Here is a 21,802-nt window from a genome sequence, read left to right as displayed (position 1 = left end):
AATCGATTGTTTGAAATAATTTTATCAAAATTTAACATAAATTAAATACGAACAGTAACAAAAGAAGAAAGCCTTGCAGTTTTGCAAGGCTTTCTTCTTTTAAATAAACTTATGAAAAATATTTAGTGCTTGCTGGACATTTCATCTACATAATCATCACTTGGAACATAGTCTGCAACCATTTCTGCTTCGTAATCTACCTTTTCATGATTACCCAATCTTCTTTGAATGCCATCGAAAAGAGAGTAAACAACTGGTACTATTATCAGCGTAAGAAACAACGATGACAATAAACCACCAATAATCACAATTGCAATACCACGGTTCATGTCGGCACCGTCACCTTGCGCCATTGCAATCGGAACCATTCCAATAACCATTGCAATAGTTGTCATTAAAATAGGACGTAAACGTGCATGGTTTGCCGCAATTAATGATTCATATGTAGTAAAACCGGCGTCTTTCTTATGATTTGCAAAGTCAACCAACATAATGGCATTTTTCGCAACTAAACCAATCAACATAATAATACCTAAAATAGTAAAGATATTTAAAGTCTGGTTCGTTAATGCTAATAACAAAAATGCACCAATGAACGATAATGGGATCGAGAATAATACAATAAATGGCGTTGCAAAACTATCATATAAGGCTACCATCACGAAGTATACTAAGATAATGGATGCTAATAATGCAATTCCTAAAGTACCGAAACCTTCTTGTTGATTCTCCATATTTCCGCCCCACTTGAACGATACACCTGGTTTAAGTTCAAGTTTCTTAAATTCAGTTTCCCATTCACTCGCTATCGTACCAGCAGGTTTACCGACAACTTGCGCTTGTACTGAAACAGATGGTGACTTATCACGTCTCTCCAATAAAGTTGGCCCAGATCCATATTCGATATCTGCAAATTGTTCTAAGGAAATCGACTCGCCCTTCGCATTAATGAATTTTAAGTTTTTCACATTATCCATACTCGTTCTCCCAGATTGATCATAACGAATGTTGATATCATATTCTGTATCACCAGCACGGTATTTTGTATCAGTATTACCAGAGAATGCTGTCTGCATCGTCATACCTACAGAAGCGACATTTAATCCCAGAGCATTCATCTTGTCACGATCTAATTGTACATTGATCTCCGGATTACCATCTTCTGATGTCAATTTTACTTCCGTTGCTCCTGAAATATTACGCAATAATGCGGCAGCCTTATCAGCAAATTCTAAAGCATCTTTTTGCGATGATGCAATTACAGTTAGATTCAATGGAGCCTGCTCTGCCCCCATAATACCGATTGAAACCGTCTTTACTTTGGCTCCCACTAAATGCTCTTCCATCTCTCGTTTCAACTTCGCAGCATACACTTTTGTTGGCACCAATTTGTTTTGACCATCTTTCAAATAAATCTGCATTTCAGATTTATACTTCGTTCCTGAAGTACCAGCCATCATACCATCAGACGCCTGTCCCACAGTTGTGATCACTCTTTCGATCTCTGGTTTAGCCGCTAAAAATGATTCAGCTTTTTGAGTCATAAAGTTGGTTTGTTCAATCGAAGCATCTTTATTAAGTTCTAGCTGTAAATAGAATTCTCCTTTATCATTACCCGGAAAGAAATCTGTACCAATGTAACCCATCACCAATAAACTAATGGATGCAGCAAACATCATAATCGTTACGACTAAGGTAATTACCTTATTCCAGCGATTACGTAATGCCCATTCTAAAATTCCAGAAATCCAATGTGTTAATTTCTGTAATCCTGCTTCAAATTTTTCTAAAATTCTACCAAAGAAAGTCGCATTGCTAATGTGTGACAGTTTCCCAAAACGTGAATACAACCAAGGTACTACGGTAAATGAAACAAGTAAAGAGATTAATGTTGCAAAAATAACCGTTACACAAAATTGACGCAAGATGTCAGATACTAAACCTGATGATAAAGCAATCGGTAAGAATACAACAACAATTACTAACGTAATGGCAGTTACGGTAAAACCAATTTCTGCAGCACCATCATAAGCTGCACGAATCTTGCTTTTACCCATTTGCATGTGCCTGTGAATATTCTCAATAACAACGATCGCATCATCCACTAAAATACCAACCACTAGGGAAAGACCTAATAAGGACATTAAGTTAAGCGTATACCCCATTACATAAAGCCCGATAAAAGTTGCAATCAATGACAAAGGAATAGCTACAACAGCGATAAAGGCATCACGTAAACTATGCAAGAAAAACAACATGATAAAACCTACCAAAGCAACAGCGATCATTAAATCGTGCATTACGTTACTTGCGGCATTAATGGTGTATTCAGTCGAATCACTCGCGACATCAATTTTGATTTTTTGTTCCTTGTAATCTTTTTCTACAACCTCGATTGTCTTTTTAACAAGTTTCGATACAGCAACCGCATTGGCATCTGACTGCTTGAAAACCTGCATTAAAATGGTGTTTTTTTGATCAATACGAGATATCTTTTCAATATCCTTGATACCATCCTGAACATCTGCAACATCACTTAAACGAATTGATACACCAGAAGGCGTAGTGATCGGAAGATTACGCATTTGGTCCAATGAGGTAAATTTACCCGATAGACGGATTGTTGTCTGATTGTCTCTCGATTTAATGCTACCTGTAGGAAAATCTAAGTTAGAAGATGCAATTATTTTTTGCACATCACTGATCGTAAGGCCATATCCTTCTAATTTTTCTGGATTAGCACTTACTTGGATTTCGCGTTCTTCACCACCGGTCAAATCTACTTTTGCAACACCTAATATCCGGGCAAAAACAGGTTGAATCTTTTGATCTAATAAGTCGTATAATTCTTTTTCAGATAAGCTTGACGTTACTGAAAGGTTCATTATCGCCACATCATCGAGTGAAAATTTACTTAACGATGGGGTTTCGGCATCTTCCGGTAAATCATTGATCACAGCATTGATTTTACGTTGTGCATCAGTCAAAAGAAAGTTGACATCGGCACCTGTATTTAACGTAATCATGACGACCGAAACACTTTCCATAGATTTTGTTTCAATCTTCTTTACGTTCTCTAAAGATGAAACGGCATCTTCTATTACTTTAGAAACAGATGTTTCTACTTCCGAAGGAGCAGCTCCGGGATAGACGGTCTGTACAGTTATAACATTCACATCAAATTTAGGAACTAATTCGTAGCCTAAATTCAAATAAGATCCGATACCACCTAATGTCAATAATAAAAATATGACAATGATGATACTCGGTCGTTTTATAGATATTTCAGAAATTTTCATTTAAAACTTACGTTAATTATTTAATGATTTCTACAGCAGTACTATCCAATAAATTGATCTGTCCTGTCGTAATGACTTGTGCACCACTTTCAATACCTGAAATGATTTCAACCTGATCTCCAAACACACGACCAGCAGTTACTTTAGTTAATACCGCTTTTCCGTCTTTAACAACAAATACCTGATTCGAGCTTACACTACCGACAAAAGCATCTCTAGGAACAACTAATGCTTGAGCAGTCTGATCATCACCAAAATAAGCTGTTCCGTACATTCCTGCCTTTAAATCATTAGCAGCATTATTACTTATTTCCAATTCAACAGGGAAATTTAGACTTCCATCTGCTTTGGGCGCAATAAATGTGACTTTACCTTGGAAGGTTTTATTAGCTAACACTGCTGACTGAACCTTGATGTTTTGACCTAATTTGACAAATCCTATATTTTTCTCGTCTACGTTTACCTTCAATTTTAATGAAGACACATTGACGATTTCAAACATTTCATTTCCTGGGCTTACATATGAACCCGGCTCAATACTTCTCTTATTGACAATACCAGCAAATGAAGCTTTTACGTTAACATCTGAGGCCGTGATCTGTGATGAGCGTAAATTGTTTTTTGCATTTTCCAATTGCAATTTCATCTGATCTAATTGCTGTTTCGTAACACCACCTGTTGCAAATGCACTTTCAAATCGAGCTACCTCATTTTTCGCATTATCGTAAACCGCCTGCGCATTGTTTACACTTACATTTTGCTTATCTCCAACAATAATGGCTAATGTCTGTCCTACTTTTACATAATCACCTTCATCTACAAGTACACGAGCTACACGTCCAGCAACTTCTGAAGAAAGTTTAACTTCTTGTTTAGGAAGGAAAGTTCCATTTGTTACGTATACTGTATTGACATCCTTAATGCCTGCCTCAGCAATACGAACAGCAACTGCTGCATTTTTTTGCGCTACTACAGCTGTTTGAGCTTCATTCTCCTTTTTATTTTTTTTCAACACATACATAATACCTGCTAATGCAGCAATAACTATGATTCCTGTTATAAATATCTTTTTCATATATCGGTTACTATTTGCTATTTAATAATGTATTTAATTCCCCTTTAGCCTTAATCAATTGAACCTCAGCTACTTTGTAATTTAATAATGATGTACTTAAATTGTTTTGTGCATCTGCATAAGCATTTTCAGCATCTAATAAATCTGTGAGCGTTGCTAATCCATTTTTATAATTATTCTGCGTGTTATCCAAAACTTCTTTCGCTAATTGTACATTTTCGCGATTACTATTAATTGTCAATAGACTATTTGTAATCTGCGATTTGGCATTTTCATTGGATAAACTCAGAGCCAATTTAGTATCTTCCAAATCAACCTGCGCTTGTTTCAACTGAATAGTAGCTTGGTTAATTTTGGCTTTTGTTGTTCCTCCAGTAAAAATAGGAACTGAGAGATTTAAGCCTAAACCAGAAAAACCCGACCATTTAACTCCTTCATTTTTTGCGAAAATTGGGAAAGTTGGTCCCATTCCTAAATATCCTAAATTACCAGAAAAAGAAAGTTTAGGGTAAAGTTCAGCTTTCATAGCATTTCTATTCAACTCCAATAGTTGGTTTTGCTTTTCCAGCAATCTAACTTCAGTTCTTGATGCTAATTCTGCCGCTGCTAAATCAGCTGTTGATAAGTTTATTTCAAAAGTCTCATTGGGAAGTTTAACTTCCTGTTGCATAGGCATACCAATAGCAAATTTCAACGCATTTTCTTTCAATTCCAATGCATTAATCAAAATTTGACGGTTTGCTTTTAAATTATTGACAGCTACACTTGTACGGTCCAAATCAATTTTCTTTCCCAAACCCGCCTGTACCAAACCCGCGATCACATCTCTTGTTTTAGTTGTGCTATTTAAATTATTATCAACGGTCTCTAGTTGTAACTGTGTCTGAAAAACATCATAATACGCATTTGCGACCTTTTCAATTAATTGCTCATCAGACAAGCTTTTATTAATGATATAGAACTCTTTTGTAGTTTTTGCGGCTTTTAAACCCGTAAATAATGATTGGTTAAATAGCTGCTGATTAACCTGCAGGGAAGCATTTGATTGCCACTTTTGCCCCATTGCGACCATTACTGTTTCACCGGGTTTTCCAATAATTTCTCCAGGTAGTGCCACCTTCTGTAACATTGGGTTATATGTCAATGTACCTGCACCACTAATCTGCGGAAGAGCTCCCCCTCGGACTTCGTCAATTTTATACTGGGCGTTCTCTAAATCAAGTGTTGATTTTTTTGCCTCTGCTTTGTTTTCCAGCGCATACTTAAGAGCTTGGTTCAATGTTAATATTTCCTGCGCATGCGCGAAATTCACTGAAAACAAAGCGGCTAATAGCACTCCTACTATTTTTATCTTTTTCATTTTTATAATTAATTCGAAACCGTATTAAACTTTAAACCATTGTATATTAACATTGTTGCATCTTTTTGCTTCTGTAAAACATCGCCCACATTACATTGCGTTGGAATTCCGGTAAACACATCACATAATATTCCTACTAATCCGATACTTTTCATTAGGTAAACGTACATTTCACTTGTTTTATGTACATCCTCTATAGCAAGTTCTTTATTATCTACTCCATTTTGAAATAATTTTGCAACTTCGATAACTTCCTTTTCATGTATTTGACGCATCAATGTTTGCAATGGCGCACCTTTTATCCATTCCATGTTTTCATTCATATGCAACATATAATGACGCTCTATAAATGCTGATTTTAAATCCAACAAATCTAAAAGAAGATTAATGACGGAAGATTTAGACTTCTTAATTAGTTCTTGTTCTTGCTTCCTGAAATCATCTGTGACAGATAAGATCACATCATGCACTAATGTTGTTTTATCAGGATAATAGTAATAAAGGTTTGCCTTGGTAATTTTAACATCTTCTGCAATCTCATTCATGGTTGTTTTAGAAAAGCCATAGTGCGCAAATCTTCTAATAGCTGCGGCAATAATGAACTCTTTCTTATTATCATTGTTTGTTGACATACTTGATTCTAAACTTTTGACTTTATGTAAACTTTGGTCAAATATACAAAAAGTGAAAAACACTCACAATTTAATTGTCAACAGATCGTCAATTTTTAAAATAAAAAAAGTGCATACTATACGATATGCACTTTTTTTATTTTAAACTTATAACTGTTAAAAAGTTATACTGTTTTGAAATTGCTTTAAAAACTTGCGTTTATCCAACTTGTAAAGCCTTGCCGCACGATAAGCTACTCCTTTTTGAACTTCGTCCAATTCTTTAAGAAAACCGTAGTTAATCATTTTTTTTCTAAAATTTCTTTTATCCAATTCTCTTCCCAAAATACTTTCATAGACCATTTGTAACTGTGTCAACGTAAATTTGTCTGGCAACAGTTCAAAAGCGATGGGTGTATTAGCGATACGACGTCTCAATTTTTCAACACTTTGTTTTAAAATTGTACTATGATCAAAAGCCAAATCTGGCACTTTATTTAAAGGGAACCATTTGGCCTGTCGCATATAAGAAGTAACTGGCTTTAACTTAATTTTTGTCTTGTCCAATTGTAGTAAAGCATAGTAAGCAACTGTCAAGATCCTTCCCTGAGGATGTCTTTTTAAACCTGCAAAGGCATACAATTGATCCAAAAACACATCCTTAAGACCTGTATTTTCATATAATATCCGCTTAACAGCATCCTCCATTTCTTCATCATTATTAACAAAAAAACCAGGCAACGCCCACCAATCCTTAAAAGGATATTCATTTCTCTCCGTTAGTAGAACATGTAGTTCCCCCTCATAAAAACCGAAAATGACACAATCGACTGTAAATGTAGTATACAAAACTTTTCTAATTTATTATCTTTACTTAAACCAATGAGTTGAATATGTAGCTTATGCTATAAAGTTAATAACTTTACCTTAATTTTTATCGAAACAAAAAAATAAAAAATAATTTCAATAGTGTAAAAAATACACTATATTCGTACAACCTAAAATTTTTGACAGTGGTGAATATTAAAAGAATCGGAGTTTTTACATCAGGCGGAGACGCTCCAGGCATGAATGCTTGCATTCGAGCGGTTGTCCGTACAGCATTATACGAAAAATTAAGTGTTACCGGTATATACCAAGGATATCAAGGTATGTTGGACGGTAACTTTACAGAAATGACATCACGTTCGGTTAGTAATATTATCCAATTAGGCGGAACTATTCTTAAAACAGCGAGATGTCTCGAATTTAAAACAAAAGAAGGAAGAGCAAAAGCTTACGAAAATGTAAAAGCGGCCGGTATTGATGCTTTGGTTGCTATAGGTGGAGATGGAACTTTTACAGGTGCAGACTTTTTCTCAAAAGAATATGATATTCCAGTTATTTGTATCCCTGGTACAATCGATAACGATTTATACGGATCTGATTTCACATTAGGTTATGATACGGCAACTAATACAGTTATCGAAGCAATAGATAAAATTAGAGATACAGCTGCATCCCATGAGCGTTTATTTTTCATTGAAGTTATGGGAAGAGACTCTGGCTGTATTGCCTTGAATGCTGGCATAGCTGGTGGTGCAGAAGCAATTTTGTTGCCAGAAAAGGAAACAGCGATAGATGAATTAATTGCTCACTTATCAGCTGCAGATGGCCGTGGAAAAAAATCATCTTCAATTGTTATTGTCGCAGAAGGTGATCAAAACGGAGGTGCCTATAATGTAGCCAAAAAAGTGAAAGAAAAATTTGATTATTATGACACAAAAGTTAGTATCTTAGGGCACTTACAACGCGGTGGTTCTCCATCAAGCTTTGATCGGGTACTTGCGAGCCGTTTAGGTTTTGCTGCCGTAAAAGAATTACTAAAAGGAAACAATCGTATGACTGTTGGTGTTAGAGGGAATGAAGTTGTTACGACTCCACTAGAGGAGGCTATTAATAATAAAGAATACAAATTAAGTTCTGATATGTTAGAACTTGTTCAAGTATTGGCTATTTAAAATAAAAAATAGAGAATTCAGATGATTGCAGTGGTCTACAGTGGTTCAAAATTTGCAGATTGGAGATTAGCCGATAAAGGTCGTGTGATCACGGGCTTTCGTACAAGTGGAATTAACCCTTATTTGCAAGACGAGCGATATATTGCACAACTTTTAAATAAAAATACCAATTTGATCAATAATGCTGAAAAGATCAAACGGATTTATTTTTTTGGTGCTGGCTCATCTTCTCCGGAACGCAAGAACAAAATCAAAACTGTATTTGAAAAATTCTTTATTAACGCGAAAGTAAAGGTGGAACATGATGTTATCGCCTCTGCAATTTCTTCTTTTGGCGATGAAAAAGGCATTATTGGCATTATCGGAAGTGGTTCAAATGCGGCATTTTATACGGGAAAAAAAGTTATCCCAAATAATTATGGCCTCGGTTATATTTTAGCCGATGAAGGATCTACGAATTGGACATCAAGAATGTTGTTAAAACATTATTTAACAGATACACTTCCGCAGGATCTGCAGGATAAACTATTAAATAAATATGCTATTGATCGAAAAATAATCTTGGAAAAGGTTTATAATTCCCCTCAACCAACTATTTTTCTCAATTCATTCTCCGAATTTGTATTGGAAAACAAAAATCATCCATTCATTATTCAGATTGTAAAAAATGGATTTCGTTTGTTTCTTAAAACTTTCATTAAACCATTGTACAAGGAACATCCTGATAATGACATTCACTTTACAGGTTCCGTAGCCGCTAATTTTGAAAATTTGCTAAAAGAGGTGGCAACGGAAGAATTTAATATATCAATAGGGACAATTATAAAGGAACCTATTCATAATCTTATAAAATATTATATCAATAAAAATTAATAATATGAAAATTGGAATTAACGGATTTGGCCGTATTGGTCGTTTAGCATTCAGAGCTGCGGTAAATCGTCCAGATGTTGAAGTTGTTGGTATCAATGACTTGGTGGAGCCAGATTATATGGCGTATATGTTGAAATATGATTCAACACATGGTAAATTCGATGGAACAGTAGAGGTTGTTAACGGAAACTTAGTGGTTAACGGAAAAACAATTCGTGTTACAGCAGAAAAAGATCCTGCAAACTTAAAATGGAATGAAGTTGGTGCAGAAGTTATTATTGAATCTACAGGTTTCTTCTTGACACAAGAATTAGCACAGAAACACATTGATGCTGGTGCGAAAAAAGTAGTAATGTCAGCACCTGCTAAAGATGATACTCCTACTTTCGTTATGGGTGTTAATCATAAAGACTTAAAAGCTGATCAACATATCGTTTCTAACGCTTCATGTACAACAAATTGTTTAGCACCTGTTGCTAAAGTATTAAACGACAAATTTGGTATCGTTGAAGGTTTAATGACAACTGTACACGCTGTTACTGCAACTCAAAAAACAGTTGATGGACCTTCAGTGAAAGACTGGAGAGGTGGACGTGGTGCTTATCAAAACATCATCCCTTCTTCTACTGGTGCAGCTAAAGCTGTTGGTTTAGTTTTACCTGAATTAAAAGGTAAATTAACAGGTATGTCTTTACGCGTTCCTACAGCAGACGTTTCTGTTGTTGATTTAACAGTACGTTTAGCAAAATCTGCTACTTACGAAGAAATCAAAGCGGCTATGAAGGAAGCTTCTGAAGGTGACTTAAAAGGTATTTTAGGTTACACAGAAGACGAAGTTGTTTCAACTGATTTCGTAGGTGATGCGCGCACATCTATCTTTGATGCTAAAGCGGGTATTTCATTAAATGAAAACTTCGTTAAAGTTATCTCTTGGTATGACAACGAGTGGGGTTACTCTAACAAGATCGTTGATTTAGTTCAAGAAATTGGTAAATTAGGTTAATCCTTATCGATTGAATAATAAAAGGGCTTTTAATAAATATTAAAAGCCCTTTTTATTTCCTCAATAACTTCCTATGGTTATTGCTCGGCAATGATCGAGCGATCAAGATGAACATAACCACCATCAACATGAATCAACTGCCCTGTTGTATGACTAGATTTGTCGGACAAAAGAAATAATGCTGTATTAGCAATTTCCTCTGAAGTAGTCATTCTATGTTCTAGTGGAATACGATCTGTAATTTTCTTTAAAGTTTCTACAGGATTATCTAAAGTTTGTATCCAGGTATCATATTGTGGCGTAGCACATTCTGCGACGACAATTGCATTCACGCGGATTCGGTGTGGAAGCAGTTCCACAGCCCACTCCCTCGTTAGCGCATTTCTACCGCCATTAGAGGCTGCATAAGCTGATGTATTGCCTTGCCCTGTCTCTGCCGTCTTTGAAGTAATATTTACAATACTACCTTGTGATGCGATCAAAGCATCTAATGCATGATGAGCCATTAAATAATAATGAATTAGATTTTTATGTAAAGAAGCTAAAAACTTTTCATAATTACCAGAGGCTAAACCTACTCCGTCATTCACTCCTGCGTTATTCACTAAGCCATCTATACGCCCAAAATGAGTAATTGTTTTCGCAACTGCAGTCTCACAATCTTTCGGATCAGACAGTTCTGCCTGCACAGCAAAAGCCTGCCCGCCAAGAGCTTCTACTTCTTGCTTAACAAGATCATTATCAACCTGTCTACGTCCAACAATTACCGGAATAGCACCCTCTTTTGCCAAACCTAAAACAATTGCCTTACCAATGCCTTTTGCACCTCCTGTGACAATTATAACTTTATCTTTCAAATTCAAATTCATATTCTACCTTATAAATTATAGGTTTTTAATGCATTCAATCCCCAGAACGCCTCTTTCTCAGCAGTAGTAAATGCGTCCAATTTCGATTCCACAATGGTAACACTTTCTTCATAAGATGCTGCTAATAAACATACCGGCCAATCGGATCCAAACATAATTCGATCTTTACCAAATGAATCAAATACATGTCCTAAATACTGTGTAAAATCATCCAGTCGCCAACTTTTCCAGTCTGCCTCAGTAGCAAGACCAGAAACTTTGCAACTAACATTTGAAAAAGCTGCTAATTCTTCAATAAATAATGCCCATTCTTCAAACTCGCGTGATTTAATTGGGGGTTTAGCAATATGATCCAAAATAAATGTTTGGTTTGGATTTGATTGCACGCATGTTATAGCACCAGCATAATGACGAGGACGAATCAGAAGATCGTATGTATAACGATATTTCGTTAGAGATTCTATCCCTTTTAAAAATGAATCTCGCTGTAAGAAATCGGGATCTTCCTCCCCTTCTACAATATGTCTAAATCCTTTAAGAATAGCTTCATCTCTATACTGATGCAACTGTTCATCAATATTCGAAGCTCGTAAATCGACCCAACCAACGACTCCTTTTACAAAAGAATATTCTTGTGCCAATTGCACCAAATACTTTGTTTCTTCATCAGACTGATCTGCTTGAACAGCAATACAGCCATCAAAATCATTCTTTTCCAGTATAAACTGCAGATCTAGCGGAATAAAGTCTTGTTGTAAAACCTTCATTTCACTAGTAATCCAATTATGTCGTCTGGGATCGTACTGCCAGAAATGTTGATGAGCATCTATACGCATAAGAATTAATTATTTTGAATAAGCAATTACCTCTTGACGGGACTCACCTAGACCATCGGCACCCAATTCAATCACATCGCCAGGTTTTAAATAAATTGGAGGATTAAATCCTAATCCAACACCTGCTGGTGTACCAGTAGAAATTACGTCGCCCGGCAACAATGTCATAAATTGAGACACATAACTCACAATAAAAGGTACTGAAAAGATTAAATTTTTAGTACTTCCATTTTGATACATTTTACCATTTACCTTCAACCAGATATTGACGTCATTAATATCTTTGATTTCATCTTTAGTTGACAAAAAGGGTCCCATAGGAGCGAACGTATTACAACCTTTACCTTTATCCCATGTTCCACCACGTTCTAATTGATATTCACGTTCAGAAACATCATTATGCAACACATATCCCGCTACATAATCCAATGCAGTAGCTTCTTCCACATAAGATGCGGTTTTACCAATAACAATTCCGAACTCCACTTCCCAGTCAGTTTTAACAGAATCGCGAGGTATCATTACCTGATCGTATGGACCTACTAAAGAAGTAGTAGATTTCATAAAAATAATAGGTTCTGCAGGAATTGTAGCACCTGTTTCTTCTGCATGATCTTTGTAATTAAGACCAATACAAACTATTTTAGAAGGTCTTGCAAATGGTGCACCAATTCTTTCAGTATCTGGTACAGGAATTAATTTACCATTATTTGCTTTAACAAACTCTTCTAAAGCCTCTAAACCGTCATTCTCAAAAAAAGACTCATTATAATCACCTCCAAATGCAGATACATCATAATTTACACCATCTATCTGAACACCAATTTGTTCTTTTCCCGCTGCTCCAAAACGTATTAATTTCATATTTTCAATATTAATATTATATATAAGTGATCTCAAAAGATCCTTAATTTAATTATTTAGTTTTATAAAACCTCCATCAATGGGATAATCATTTCCAGTGATAAAACCGGCATCATCACTACATAAAAACAAAGCCAATTTAGCAATTTCTTCAGGTTGTGCCATACGTCCAATCGGTTGACTCTTTGACAATTTCTCAAAGACCTCTGCTTCTTGTCCTGGGTAGTTTTTGGCAATGAAACCATCCACAAATGGTGTGTGTACTCTTGCAGGTGAAATACTATTACATCTAATTCCATCAGCCATGTAATCACGAGCAACCGATAGTGACATTGCAAAAATGGCACCTTTACTCATTGAATATGCGAATCGATCTGTAATTCCTACCCAAGCTGCAATGGACGCTAGATTAAGAATTGCCCCGCCACCATTTTCCTTCATTTTTGGAACAACTGCATAAAGCGCATTATAAGCACCTTTAACATTTACATTAAATACTCTTTCAAAATCTTCAGTTTTACAATTTTCTAGATTTCCAACATGAGCGATACCTGCATTGTTAACTAAAATATCAATTTTACCGATAGTATTTACAATTGATAACACCTCATCCTGAAGACTTACATTACATGCATGGACAAATCCCCGTCCTCCTTGATTAGTTATTTCAGAAACGACACTTTGCCCCCCTTCAATATTAAGATCCAGAATATGAACAGTTGCTCCTTCTGCGGCAAAAAGTAAACTTATTGCACGACCTATTCCACTTCCACCACCTGTGATAACAGCTACTTTATTTTGCAATTTTGACATGTTATTATATTATTTATTATTAATATCTGATCCATGATACTTCATGAACAGCTACCTTATGATTATTAAAATTTATTAACAAAAAGAACGTGTCTATCAAGCTTTACTGATAATCTTGACACAAAATTATGATTATAAAGATACGCCTCTTCTCCAAGGAATAAAGTCATCCTGTCCCAAAAGTACCGCTTTCGGCACCACTGTTCCGCTAGCCACTTCAATCACATAATCTAATATACGATGTGCCGCTTCTTGAATTGATTCCTCACCCTCGATAATAGTCCCACAGTTAATATCGATGATATCTGGCATTTTCTCAAATGTCTTTGTATTTGTAGACAGTTTAATCACTGGAGTTATTGGATTACCCGTTGGTGTTCCTAGACCAGTGGTAAACAAAACAATATTTGCTCCTGCAGCAACTTCTGCGGTAGTACTTTCAACATCATTTCCTGGTGTACATAGCAGATTAAGACCTGGCTTATTGGCTAACTCTGGATAATCAATTACTGCAGTTACAGGCGATGTACCGCCTTTCTTGGCAGCTCCAGCAGACTTTATTGCATCGGTGATCAGACCATCACGAATATTGCCAGGAGAAGGATTCATATAAAAACCAGAACCATCAGCCTCAGCTTTCGCATTATAAACACGCATTAACTCCATAAATTTATCCGCAGTCTCTTCATCTACACATCGGTCACTTAACTCTTGTTCAACCCCACATAACTCTGGAAATTCAGCTAAAATAACAGATCCACCTAACGTTACTAAAATATCAGAAAGATATCCGAGAGCAGGATTTGCAGAGATACCAGAAAACCCATCCGATCCGCCACATTCGAGACCTATACATAATTTATCTAAGGTAGCGGGTTGACGTATACATTTATTTGCTTCCATCATTCCTGCAAATGTTGCCTTCACAGCCTTTTGCATTAATTCCTTCTCCGTACCTTCTTTTTGTTGTTCAAAAATATACAAAGGTTTATCAAACTTCGAATCCCTTTTCGCGATCTCCGCCTCTAATATTGAGGCTTGAGCATGTTGACAACCTAAACTTAAGATGGTTGCACCTGCTACATTTGGATGTGTAATGTAGCCTGCAAGCAAACCACAAAGTGCATCCGAATCCATACGTGTACCGCCACAGCCCATTTCATGATTTAAAAACTTGATTCCATCGACATTTTCAAATAAGCGATGGTCGCTTGCTCGCGTTGCCGAAGAACTTAAATCCTGAGCTATGATCTGATTAATATCTGCACCTGATTGATATAAACGGATCAATTCATCCACTTCAGTGGTATAATCATTCGCCCTTACTTTATACCCCAACTTCTCTTCAAAAGCTGTCTTTAAAGTCAGGACATTTCTATTTTCACAAAAAACCAATGGGATTACTAACCAGTAATTAGCAGTACCAACCGATCCGTTAGATCGATGAAAGCCATTGAAGGTTTTTGCTAAAAAAGATGAAACATCAGGTTTTATCCAGTCCGTTCTTCTTTTACTTAGCTTAAAATCATCGGCGGCATGACGTAGATTTTCTGTAGAAATCAAGGCACCAGTTTCTAATGCACAGTTTACCTTTCCAACCAACACACCGTACATATAAACCTCAGCGTCCTGACTTAAAGGAGAGATGGTAAACTTATGCTTGGCAGCTACATCTTGCAATAAATGGAAATTGTTATTTTTCCATTCAATTAACGTTCCTTTAGGCAAATCTTGCAAAGCCACTAATACATTATCCTCTGGATGAATCTGCAAATATGTTTTTTTATCTTTTATCATTTTATTTCTTCAAATCAAATATCTGTTTCATTAAAACCCACTTCTCATTTTCTTTAGCTCCCGGAATAGCACTCTGGTACTTCCACATCAGCTGTTCCCATTCCTGAACTTTAGGATTGGTAGCATCCATATTTGCTTTTCTTTCAAATGTAAAAGTGTCATCCACTTCCATGATCATAAACAAGCGATTTTCAAATCTAAAAATTTGCATTTTAGTAACACCGGCATCTAAAATTGATTGTTGAATTTCGGAACTAACACTCCTATGATATTTTTCATATTCAGCAATTAATTTAGGATCATTAACCAGATCTAAGGCAAAAGTATATTGAGTCATTTTACAATTATTATTCGTGAGAAGATTTCGTCTTTAAATTATTTTTATTAGCTAGAGCAAATAAAAGCACTACTATAAAACAGATCATAGGTACCCAGTAGCCCAGTTGAAGATTACCAGTTTTATCTGAAATCAATCCCAATAAAGGCGGCAAAATTGCTCCACCTACAATAGACATAATGATTAAACTTGAAGCTGATTTCGTATCTGCCCCAATTCCCTCAACTCCGACCGCAAATATTGTGGGAAACATAATCGACATAAAAAATGCTACTGCAATTAATGCATAGACTGTTATTGTGCCACTTCCGTATATCACAATAAATGACAATGCAATACAAATGATAGAATAAATCATTAGCAAAGTTAGTGGCTGTATAAATTTCATAAAAAATGTTCCAACAAAACGACCTAACATAAAAGCTAAACCTGCAAAACTAGCATATTTGGAAGCATTTAAGGGAGTGATTCCAGCAACTTCAGTAGCATAAAGTACCATAAAGCTCAACACACACACCTGTGCTCCTACATAAAAAAACTGTCCGATTACTCCCCACTTTACATTTTTATGCTTAAATGCATGAAAGAAACCAGCCTTTTGTTCGCCTTCATCATCTTTAATATCAGGAAGCTTAGTGAAAAAAAGAATCGCAGCAACAATCAGAATAATTAAACCTAAAATCATGTAAGGCGCTTTTACAGTCGCAGTCTCTGCCTCCATATAGGCTAATTTAACCTGCTCGCTCATGGCGGCAATCTCAGTATCAGATTTTGGTTGTTCCGCTAAAATAAATTTTCCGCCCAAGATTGGAGCTATAAATGCTGCCAGTCCGTTAAAGGATTGGGCAAAATTCAATCGCTGTGTTGCTTTACTGGGGTCACCTAAGACCGTAACATAGGGATTTGCCGCAGTTTCCAAAATAGTTAAACCACAAGCCACAACAAATAAAGCCGCTAAAAAGAATACATAACTAATCTGATTAGCTGCTGGTATAAATAAAAAACAACCAATAGCAAAAATTGTCAGACCTATTAAAATACCCGATTTATAACCATATTTTTTCATGATCATACCGGCAGGAATAGCTAGTAAAAAATAAGCAATAAAAACAGCTGAATCCACTAAAGAAGCCTGTAAATGCGTTAGACTAAATGCATTACGAAGATGTGGAATTAAAATAGGGTCCAAATTATGAACAAAGCCCCAAAAGAAAAAAAGGGATGTTACGAGTACAATCGCTAATTTATTATTTTTACTAACTGACATATAAAATATAATTTATCATTGGTTTATGTAAAATAAGGAATAATTAATGAAAGAAAATTTAAGTATTTTACCCAATTATTACGCTATATTACCATTCAAAATAGTAGAACTGTAAAATATAGTGCATATATTTATTAATAAATGAAACCACAACTACTAAAAGTCAATAATAGTAACGTACAGTCATTCAGCGTGAGGAACGATATTATTCCACAAAATCATAATATTTGGCACTACCATGAAGAGCTTGAATTAATTCATTTCGGAAAGGGATCGGGAACCCAATTTATTGGTGACAGTATTAAAAATTTTACAAATGGTGATATCGTATTGGTTGGATCTAACTTACCTCATTATTGGCTATTTGACTCCTGCTATTTAGATAATAACTGTCCCGAACCTGCGGACATTAGAGTTTCCCATTTTAAAGAAAATTTTCTTGGCGACGCTTTCTTTAATCTGCCAGAAAATTATAAATTAAAGAATTTATTAAAAAAATCTAAAAGGGGAATTCAGTTAAATAAATCAATTTTGCAATTAGCTAAATCTCTAATAGAAAAGGTTTTAAACAATAACAACTCAACTAAAATAATAGCACTAATAGAAGTCTTAACTTTAATAGCAGAATCTGAAGCCTATACTTTGTTGTCCAGTGAAAATTATCCGATTGACAGTCAAGATATAGATTTCAGAAGAATGACTGTTATTATGGATTATATTACACAAAATTACAAATCACAAATCAAGTTAGAAGATATTGCGACATTAACTGGAATGACTACAAACTCGTTTTGTCGCTACTTTAAAGCTAAATCTGGAAAAACTCTATTTCAATATCTTATTGAAATACGTATTGGGCATGCCTGTAAATTGTTAGCAGAACGTAAATATAATGTGAAACAAATTTGCTTCGAATGTGGTTTTCAAAACTTTGTCAGTTTTCACAAATATTTCAAAGAAGCGACAGGATTTACTCCATTACAATATCAAAAAGGAATTGCACATCTATTTTAAAGAACAAAGACAAGCTTTCCTGTAAAGTCACCAGAATCTAACAATGCATGGGCAACAGAAGCCTCTTCCAATTGAAAGGTCTTGTAGATATTTGCTTTAAAAACACCTGGTTTGATTAGAGGTAAGATCTGTTTATTTATGTCATCGCGCACATTTTTTTTAAATAAAATAGATCTACTTCTTAAAAGACTACCTGATAGGTAGATTCGTTTTTGCATCAATTTAAAAAGATTTAATTCTACTTTAGCACCTTTCATTGCGTTAATGTAGATCAGATGACCATCCGGTTTCAATACTTCAAGATTCTTTTCAAAATAATCGCCTCCTATACTGTCAAGTATAACATCAATTTTATTGTCTCCAATAATCTCCCTAAAGCCCTGCTCCTTATAATTAATGATCACTGACGCTCCCAATTCTTTACAGTAAGTAGCTTTGTCACCCGATCCCACTGTTGTATACACTTTTGCTCCTGCAAGCTTTGCTAACTGAATTGCCATTGATCCAATACCTCCACTTCCACCATGAACTAAAAAGCTATTGCCATATTTTAGTTCCCCTCTTTGAAAGACATTATGGTACACGGTAAACAATGTTTCTGGTAAAGCGGCAGCTTCTTCGTAAGTCAATCCTTTAGGTATAAGCAGGCACTGTCCCTGATCAACAGCGACATATTCTGCGTATCCTCCACCAGATAAAAGAGTACAGACCTGATCACCAATTTTCCATTCATCTACCAACTCACCAATGGATACAATTTCTCCCGAAATCTCAAGACCAGGAATATCAGCGGGGGCACCTTCAGGGGCCGCATAATTTCCCTTCCGCTGAAACACATCAGGCCTATTCATACCTGCTGCTTTTACAGCAATCAACACTTGATGCCCAGTACAAGTTGGTGTATCCACCTCCTTTATCTTCAAAACTTCAGGTCCACCAAATTTTGTTATAACAACTGCTTTCATTATGATTTTTTAGGATATTTTTGTAAACGGAAATTTAAAGAGACCATAAAATAACGAGATAACCTTTCATTTTGAACGTCAAATATATCATTTCCTATTACATCTCTGGTAATACCTGAATTTTGATTTAGTAAATCAAAGCCCTGAATCCGTAACATTGCTAAATTATTACGCATAAAAGTATATTCAAAATATGCATTAATAATTGTGGGATTTATATTTGTCCATGATGATGATGAATATCCCGAATTTAACCTTTGCGATACCTCTACACCAAAAGATCCATGTGCGCTCACATAATATTTGGATCCCAAACCAAGCACACCGGTATGCGCCACAATTTGATCATTATAAGGTCGTTTATAGGTAGCTTTGTTTAATGCGTAATTTCCATTAAGTTCAGCTTCAAATACATCATTAAACATGTACCTGAATTGCAGAGACTGCGAATATAAAAAATGTCCACCGTCATTACGAATGTCATTTATGTAAGTGACATTATTATAAAAATCAGCATTGCCATTCAAACTCATCTGTATATTATCGTTAAACAAAGCTGCAGTAAATAAGTAGTATGCCTTGATATCATAATAACCCGATGTATTTAAGAAGGTAGTTTTTTGTATTGTTGAATTAGGAATAGTAGTCCGATTAGAGACAATTTTATTTGAAATAAAATTATAAGCAATACTACTTTCAAAATATTGTCCCCTTTTTACAATTGATTTTCGATATTTAGCCAAGATACGGTTAGCGAATTCTGCTTGTAATTCTGGATTTCCTTGTATAATATTTTGTGAATTTGTATTATCCAATATCGGCTGAATCTGATAGAAATTAGGTTGATTATTTTTACCTAAGTAATCAATTGACAAATCAGAATTCTCATTAAATTTCCATTTGACCCCCGCTGCTGGTATAAGATTTACATTACTATAAGATGTTTGAATTGATTTATCTTTAGAAAAACCTTTAAGTTCTGTTGGTTGAACCGCAAATCCGATATTATATTTAAATTTATTGAATATATCCTGTTGATATTTCATGCCAACTCTATTGGATGAAAAAGCATAATCGTAACTTAAACTAAGAGAATCAACTCGACCAAAATCTACCAATTCATTATTTCGTTCATGAACTAACCGCCTTGCATCAATTGAGGTGTAACTAAAGTCATAATTCAATTCTAATACTCCGCCCTTGTCCACTGGCTCTATAATAGATAGCGAACTTTTAATATCTTGATTTTTGTTTTCACTTTTCACAAATTGATTTAAAAAACTATCCTTAATTTGCACTTGATTAAACGCACTATCTATAATCTTATTCCGGTCAACTATATCCTCTTTTTTATCGACTGAATTATATCCCAGATGTAAATTGTACACTAATTTCCGTCCTGGCTTCTTAAAACTTTTGGCATATAAGATGTCTACTTCAGCATTTGGACTCGTACTACTGTTGTCAGAAGCATATTCCCCATCGTTTGTGATCTGTCTATTCTTAATATATCGATCTCTAGATTCATTACCTTTCGATTTATTCCATGAAAAAGTTGGAGATATTTTTAAAAGATCTGAATCAGATAATTTTATATCAAACCCCCAATTCATATGATGCGCATTATCAACAGTCTTTGTTACATAATCCTCTTGGTTGGTTATAATGTTATTACCATATACAGACTGTAGATAGGAATTCCCCCTCGTCGTATTCTTTGTATTTGTATAGCTGTAACGTCCAAAAGCACTAATTTTATCATTCAAATTAGTGGAAAAACTTGTTCCCAAGGACCCAATAGCATTAAAACCATCAGTAGGGTCGGCAAAGTCTGCCAATTCGCCCATTACACGATCCCTGGAACCTCCTCCATTTGGAGAACCGAAAGAAAAAAGATTCGTATTTGTATTATTAACAGATCCTACAAAAGATAGTTCCTGACCATCATTGAATTTATTGAGGCCTGCACTCGCGAGGTATCGTTCTTGATCACCTAAACCACCTGTAACCTGTCCAAAACTTATTTTTTTCTTGTCATCTTTCAAAACAATATTTAGAATTTTCTCAGACTCACCAGTTTTTGTTCCCTTAGCACTTGCTTCATCTCCGAAAAAATCAATAACCTGAATATTTTTAATAAAATCCGCAGGAAGATTTCGAGTAGCGGTAAGCACATCTCCTCCAAAGAATTTTTTACCATCTACTTGTACAGAAGTAATCGGTTTACCAAAAGCATATACAGAGCCATCACGAGAAACCTGGAAGTTCGGTAATTGTTTAAGCGCATCCTCCAGCAGTGTGCGTCGATCAAACTGGAAAGCTCCCATATTAAATTGAACCGTATCCTCTTTGAAGACGATTGGTTTATATTTCTTAATAACAATTTCTTTGAGCACTGAAACCTGTGGTTTTAAAACAACAGTCTCCGCAATAACACGATCTGTTGTATTATACTGAGGGTAAGAACGATCAACAATCTGTAAGCCTAAAGAACTGTAGTTTAAACGGATATTACTTCCTTTAATTTGGTAAAATTTGTAGAAACCTGTTTTGGAAGAAATTGCCATGACGGTATCCAAAGAAGTTGTCAGACGCACATTGACGCCAGCAAGCGGTTGCCCATCGATATCCACAACAAATCCGTACACCTCCTTTTTCTGGAGTTGGGCTTGTGCATTACCCACAACAAAAAAGAAGACGATAAGAAAGATGACCCTATGAGTATTTCCTGATATTTCGAATTTATCCGACATCAAAACAACTTATTCTATTTGTATCTCAATATACATAATAATTTACACAACCATAACGCAAAATAA

The 21,802-nt window shown here is 35.4% G+C and carries 18 protein-coding genes; 4 read left to right on the top strand and 14 right to left on the bottom strand.

From position 1 onward, the window contains the following. Nucleotides 1–122 precede the first annotated feature (122 nt). The 5 genes from WH188_RS17640 to WH188_RS17620 all read right to left on the bottom strand — a co-directional run bounded on the left by WH188_RS17640 (nucleotide 123) and on the right by WH188_RS17620 (nucleotide 7,194). On the bottom strand, nucleotides 123–3,299 hold the full coding sequence (locus tag WH188_RS17640) for an efflux RND transporter permease subunit (RefSeq protein ID WP_132773551.1): 3,177 nt from the start codon (nucleotides 3,297–3,299) through the stop codon (nucleotides 123–125). A 16-nt stretch (nucleotides 3,300–3,315) separates the two neighbouring features. Beyond that, nucleotides 3,316–4,374, bottom strand: a complete 1,059-nt coding sequence (locus WH188_RS17635) for an efflux RND transporter periplasmic adaptor subunit (RefSeq protein ID WP_168126869.1) — start codon at nucleotides 4,372–4,374, stop codon at nucleotides 3,316–3,318. A gap of 10 nt (nucleotides 4,375–4,384) precedes the next feature. After that, nucleotides 4,385–5,734 carry a TolC family protein gene (locus WH188_RS17630; RefSeq protein ID WP_132773547.1) on the bottom strand — a complete coding sequence of 450 codons (1,350 nt, stop codon included), beginning with the start codon at nucleotides 5,732–5,734 and terminating at the stop codon, nucleotides 4,385–4,387. A gap of 8 nt (nucleotides 5,735–5,742) precedes the next feature. Beyond that, the gene (locus WH188_RS17625) at nucleotides 5,743–6,366 is read right to left on the bottom strand and encodes a TetR/AcrR family transcriptional regulator (protein ID WP_021190384.1); all 624 of its coding nucleotides are present in this window, start codon (nucleotides 6,364–6,366) and stop codon (nucleotides 5,743–5,745) included. 156 nt (nucleotides 6,367–6,522) lie between these two features. Next, nucleotides 6,523–7,194, bottom strand: coding sequence for an NUDIX hydrolase (locus WH188_RS17620; RefSeq protein ID WP_021190385.1), 672 nt, complete (start codon nucleotides 7,192–7,194; stop codon nucleotides 6,523–6,525). 164 nt (nucleotides 7,195–7,358) lie between these two features. Between WH188_RS17620 and pfkA the strand changes: the two genes are divergently transcribed. The 3 genes from pfkA to gap are packed head-to-tail and all read left to right on the top strand — an operon-like array spanning nucleotide 7,359 to nucleotide 10,221. After that, complete coding sequence (pfkA, locus tag WH188_RS17615; protein ID WP_021190386.1) at nucleotides 7,359–8,345, top strand: 6-phosphofructokinase; 987 nt, start codon at nucleotides 7,359–7,361, stop codon at nucleotides 8,343–8,345. A gap of 21 nt (nucleotides 8,346–8,366) precedes the next feature. Next, nucleotides 8,367–9,218, top strand: coding sequence for a hypothetical protein (locus WH188_RS17610; RefSeq protein ID WP_021190387.1), 852 nt, complete (start codon nucleotides 8,367–8,369; stop codon nucleotides 9,216–9,218). Between the two features lie 4 nt (nucleotides 9,219–9,222). Beyond that, a complete protein-coding gene (gap, locus tag WH188_RS17605) occupies nucleotides 9,223–10,221 on the top strand; it encodes a type I glyceraldehyde-3-phosphate dehydrogenase (protein ID WP_132773545.1) in 999 nt (332 codons plus the stop codon). Between the two features lie 77 nt (nucleotides 10,222–10,298). Here gap and WH188_RS17600 read toward each other — a convergent pair whose 3' ends face one another. The 7 genes from WH188_RS17600 to fucP all read right to left on the bottom strand — a co-directional run bounded on the left by WH188_RS17600 (nucleotide 10,299) and on the right by fucP (nucleotide 17,004). Then, entirely contained in the window at nucleotides 10,299–11,090 is a 792-nt protein-coding gene (locus WH188_RS17600) for an SDR family oxidoreductase (RefSeq protein ID WP_132773543.1), read from the bottom strand. Between the two features lie 8 nt (nucleotides 11,091–11,098). Continuing rightward, the gene (locus tag WH188_RS17595) at nucleotides 11,099–11,926 is read right to left on the bottom strand and encodes an amidohydrolase family protein (protein WP_132773541.1); all 828 of its coding nucleotides are present in this window, start codon (nucleotides 11,924–11,926) and stop codon (nucleotides 11,099–11,101) included. A 9-nt stretch (nucleotides 11,927–11,935) separates the two neighbouring features. Next, entirely contained in the window at nucleotides 11,936–12,790 is an 855-nt protein-coding gene (locus WH188_RS17590) for a fumarylacetoacetate hydrolase family protein (RefSeq protein WP_021190390.1), read from the bottom strand. Between the two features lie 48 nt (nucleotides 12,791–12,838). Further along, the gene (locus WH188_RS17585) at nucleotides 12,839–13,603 is read right to left on the bottom strand and encodes an SDR family NAD(P)-dependent oxidoreductase (protein ID WP_021190391.1); all 765 of its coding nucleotides are present in this window, start codon (nucleotides 13,601–13,603) and stop codon (nucleotides 12,839–12,841) included. A gap of 132 nt (nucleotides 13,604–13,735) precedes the next feature. Further along, a complete protein-coding gene (locus WH188_RS17580) occupies nucleotides 13,736–15,400 on the bottom strand; it encodes a UxaA family hydrolase (RefSeq protein WP_132773539.1) in 1,665 nt (554 codons plus the stop codon). A 1-nt stretch (nucleotide 15,401) separates the two neighbouring features. After that, a complete protein-coding gene (locus WH188_RS17575; protein ID WP_132773537.1) occupies nucleotides 15,402–15,737 on the bottom strand; it encodes an L-rhamnose mutarotase in 336 nt (111 codons plus the stop codon). Nucleotides 15,738–15,747: 10 nt separating this feature from the next. Next, nucleotides 15,748–17,004, bottom strand: coding sequence for an L-fucose:H+ symporter permease (fucP, locus tag WH188_RS17570; protein ID WP_132773536.1), 1,257 nt, complete (start codon nucleotides 17,002–17,004; stop codon nucleotides 15,748–15,750). Between the two features lie 141 nt (nucleotides 17,005–17,145). On the opposite strand from fucP, the gene WH188_RS17565 reads away from it, so the two are divergent. Next, nucleotides 17,146–18,018: an AraC family transcriptional regulator gene (locus tag WH188_RS17565; protein ID WP_132773534.1), complete on the top strand. Its 873-nt coding sequence runs from the start codon at nucleotides 17,146–17,148 to the stop codon at nucleotides 18,016–18,018. On the opposite strand, the gene WH188_RS17560 is transcribed toward WH188_RS17565, so the two are convergent. Both WH188_RS17560 and WH188_RS17555 read right to left on the bottom strand, forming a co-directional pair. Then, entirely contained in the window at nucleotides 18,015–18,983 is a 969-nt protein-coding gene (locus tag WH188_RS17560; protein WP_339424442.1) for an NAD(P)H-quinone oxidoreductase, read from the bottom strand. The two genes, WH188_RS17565 and WH188_RS17560, sit on opposite strands and share 4 nt — an antisense overlap. Then, entirely contained in the window at nucleotides 18,983–21,736 is a 2,754-nt protein-coding gene (locus WH188_RS17555; protein WP_132773530.1) for an outer membrane beta-barrel protein, read from the bottom strand. The genes WH188_RS17560 and WH188_RS17555 overlap by 1 nt, the downstream gene beginning before the upstream one ends. Between the last annotated feature and the right edge of the window lie 66 nt (nucleotides 21,737–21,802).

The sequence above is a fragment of the Sphingobacterium sp. MYb388 genome (genome assembly GCF_037479535.1).
GTDB lineage: Bacteria > Bacteroidota > Bacteroidia > Sphingobacteriales > Sphingobacteriaceae > Sphingobacterium > Sphingobacterium anhuiense.
This window is presented reverse-complemented; position numbering and strand designations above follow the sequence as displayed.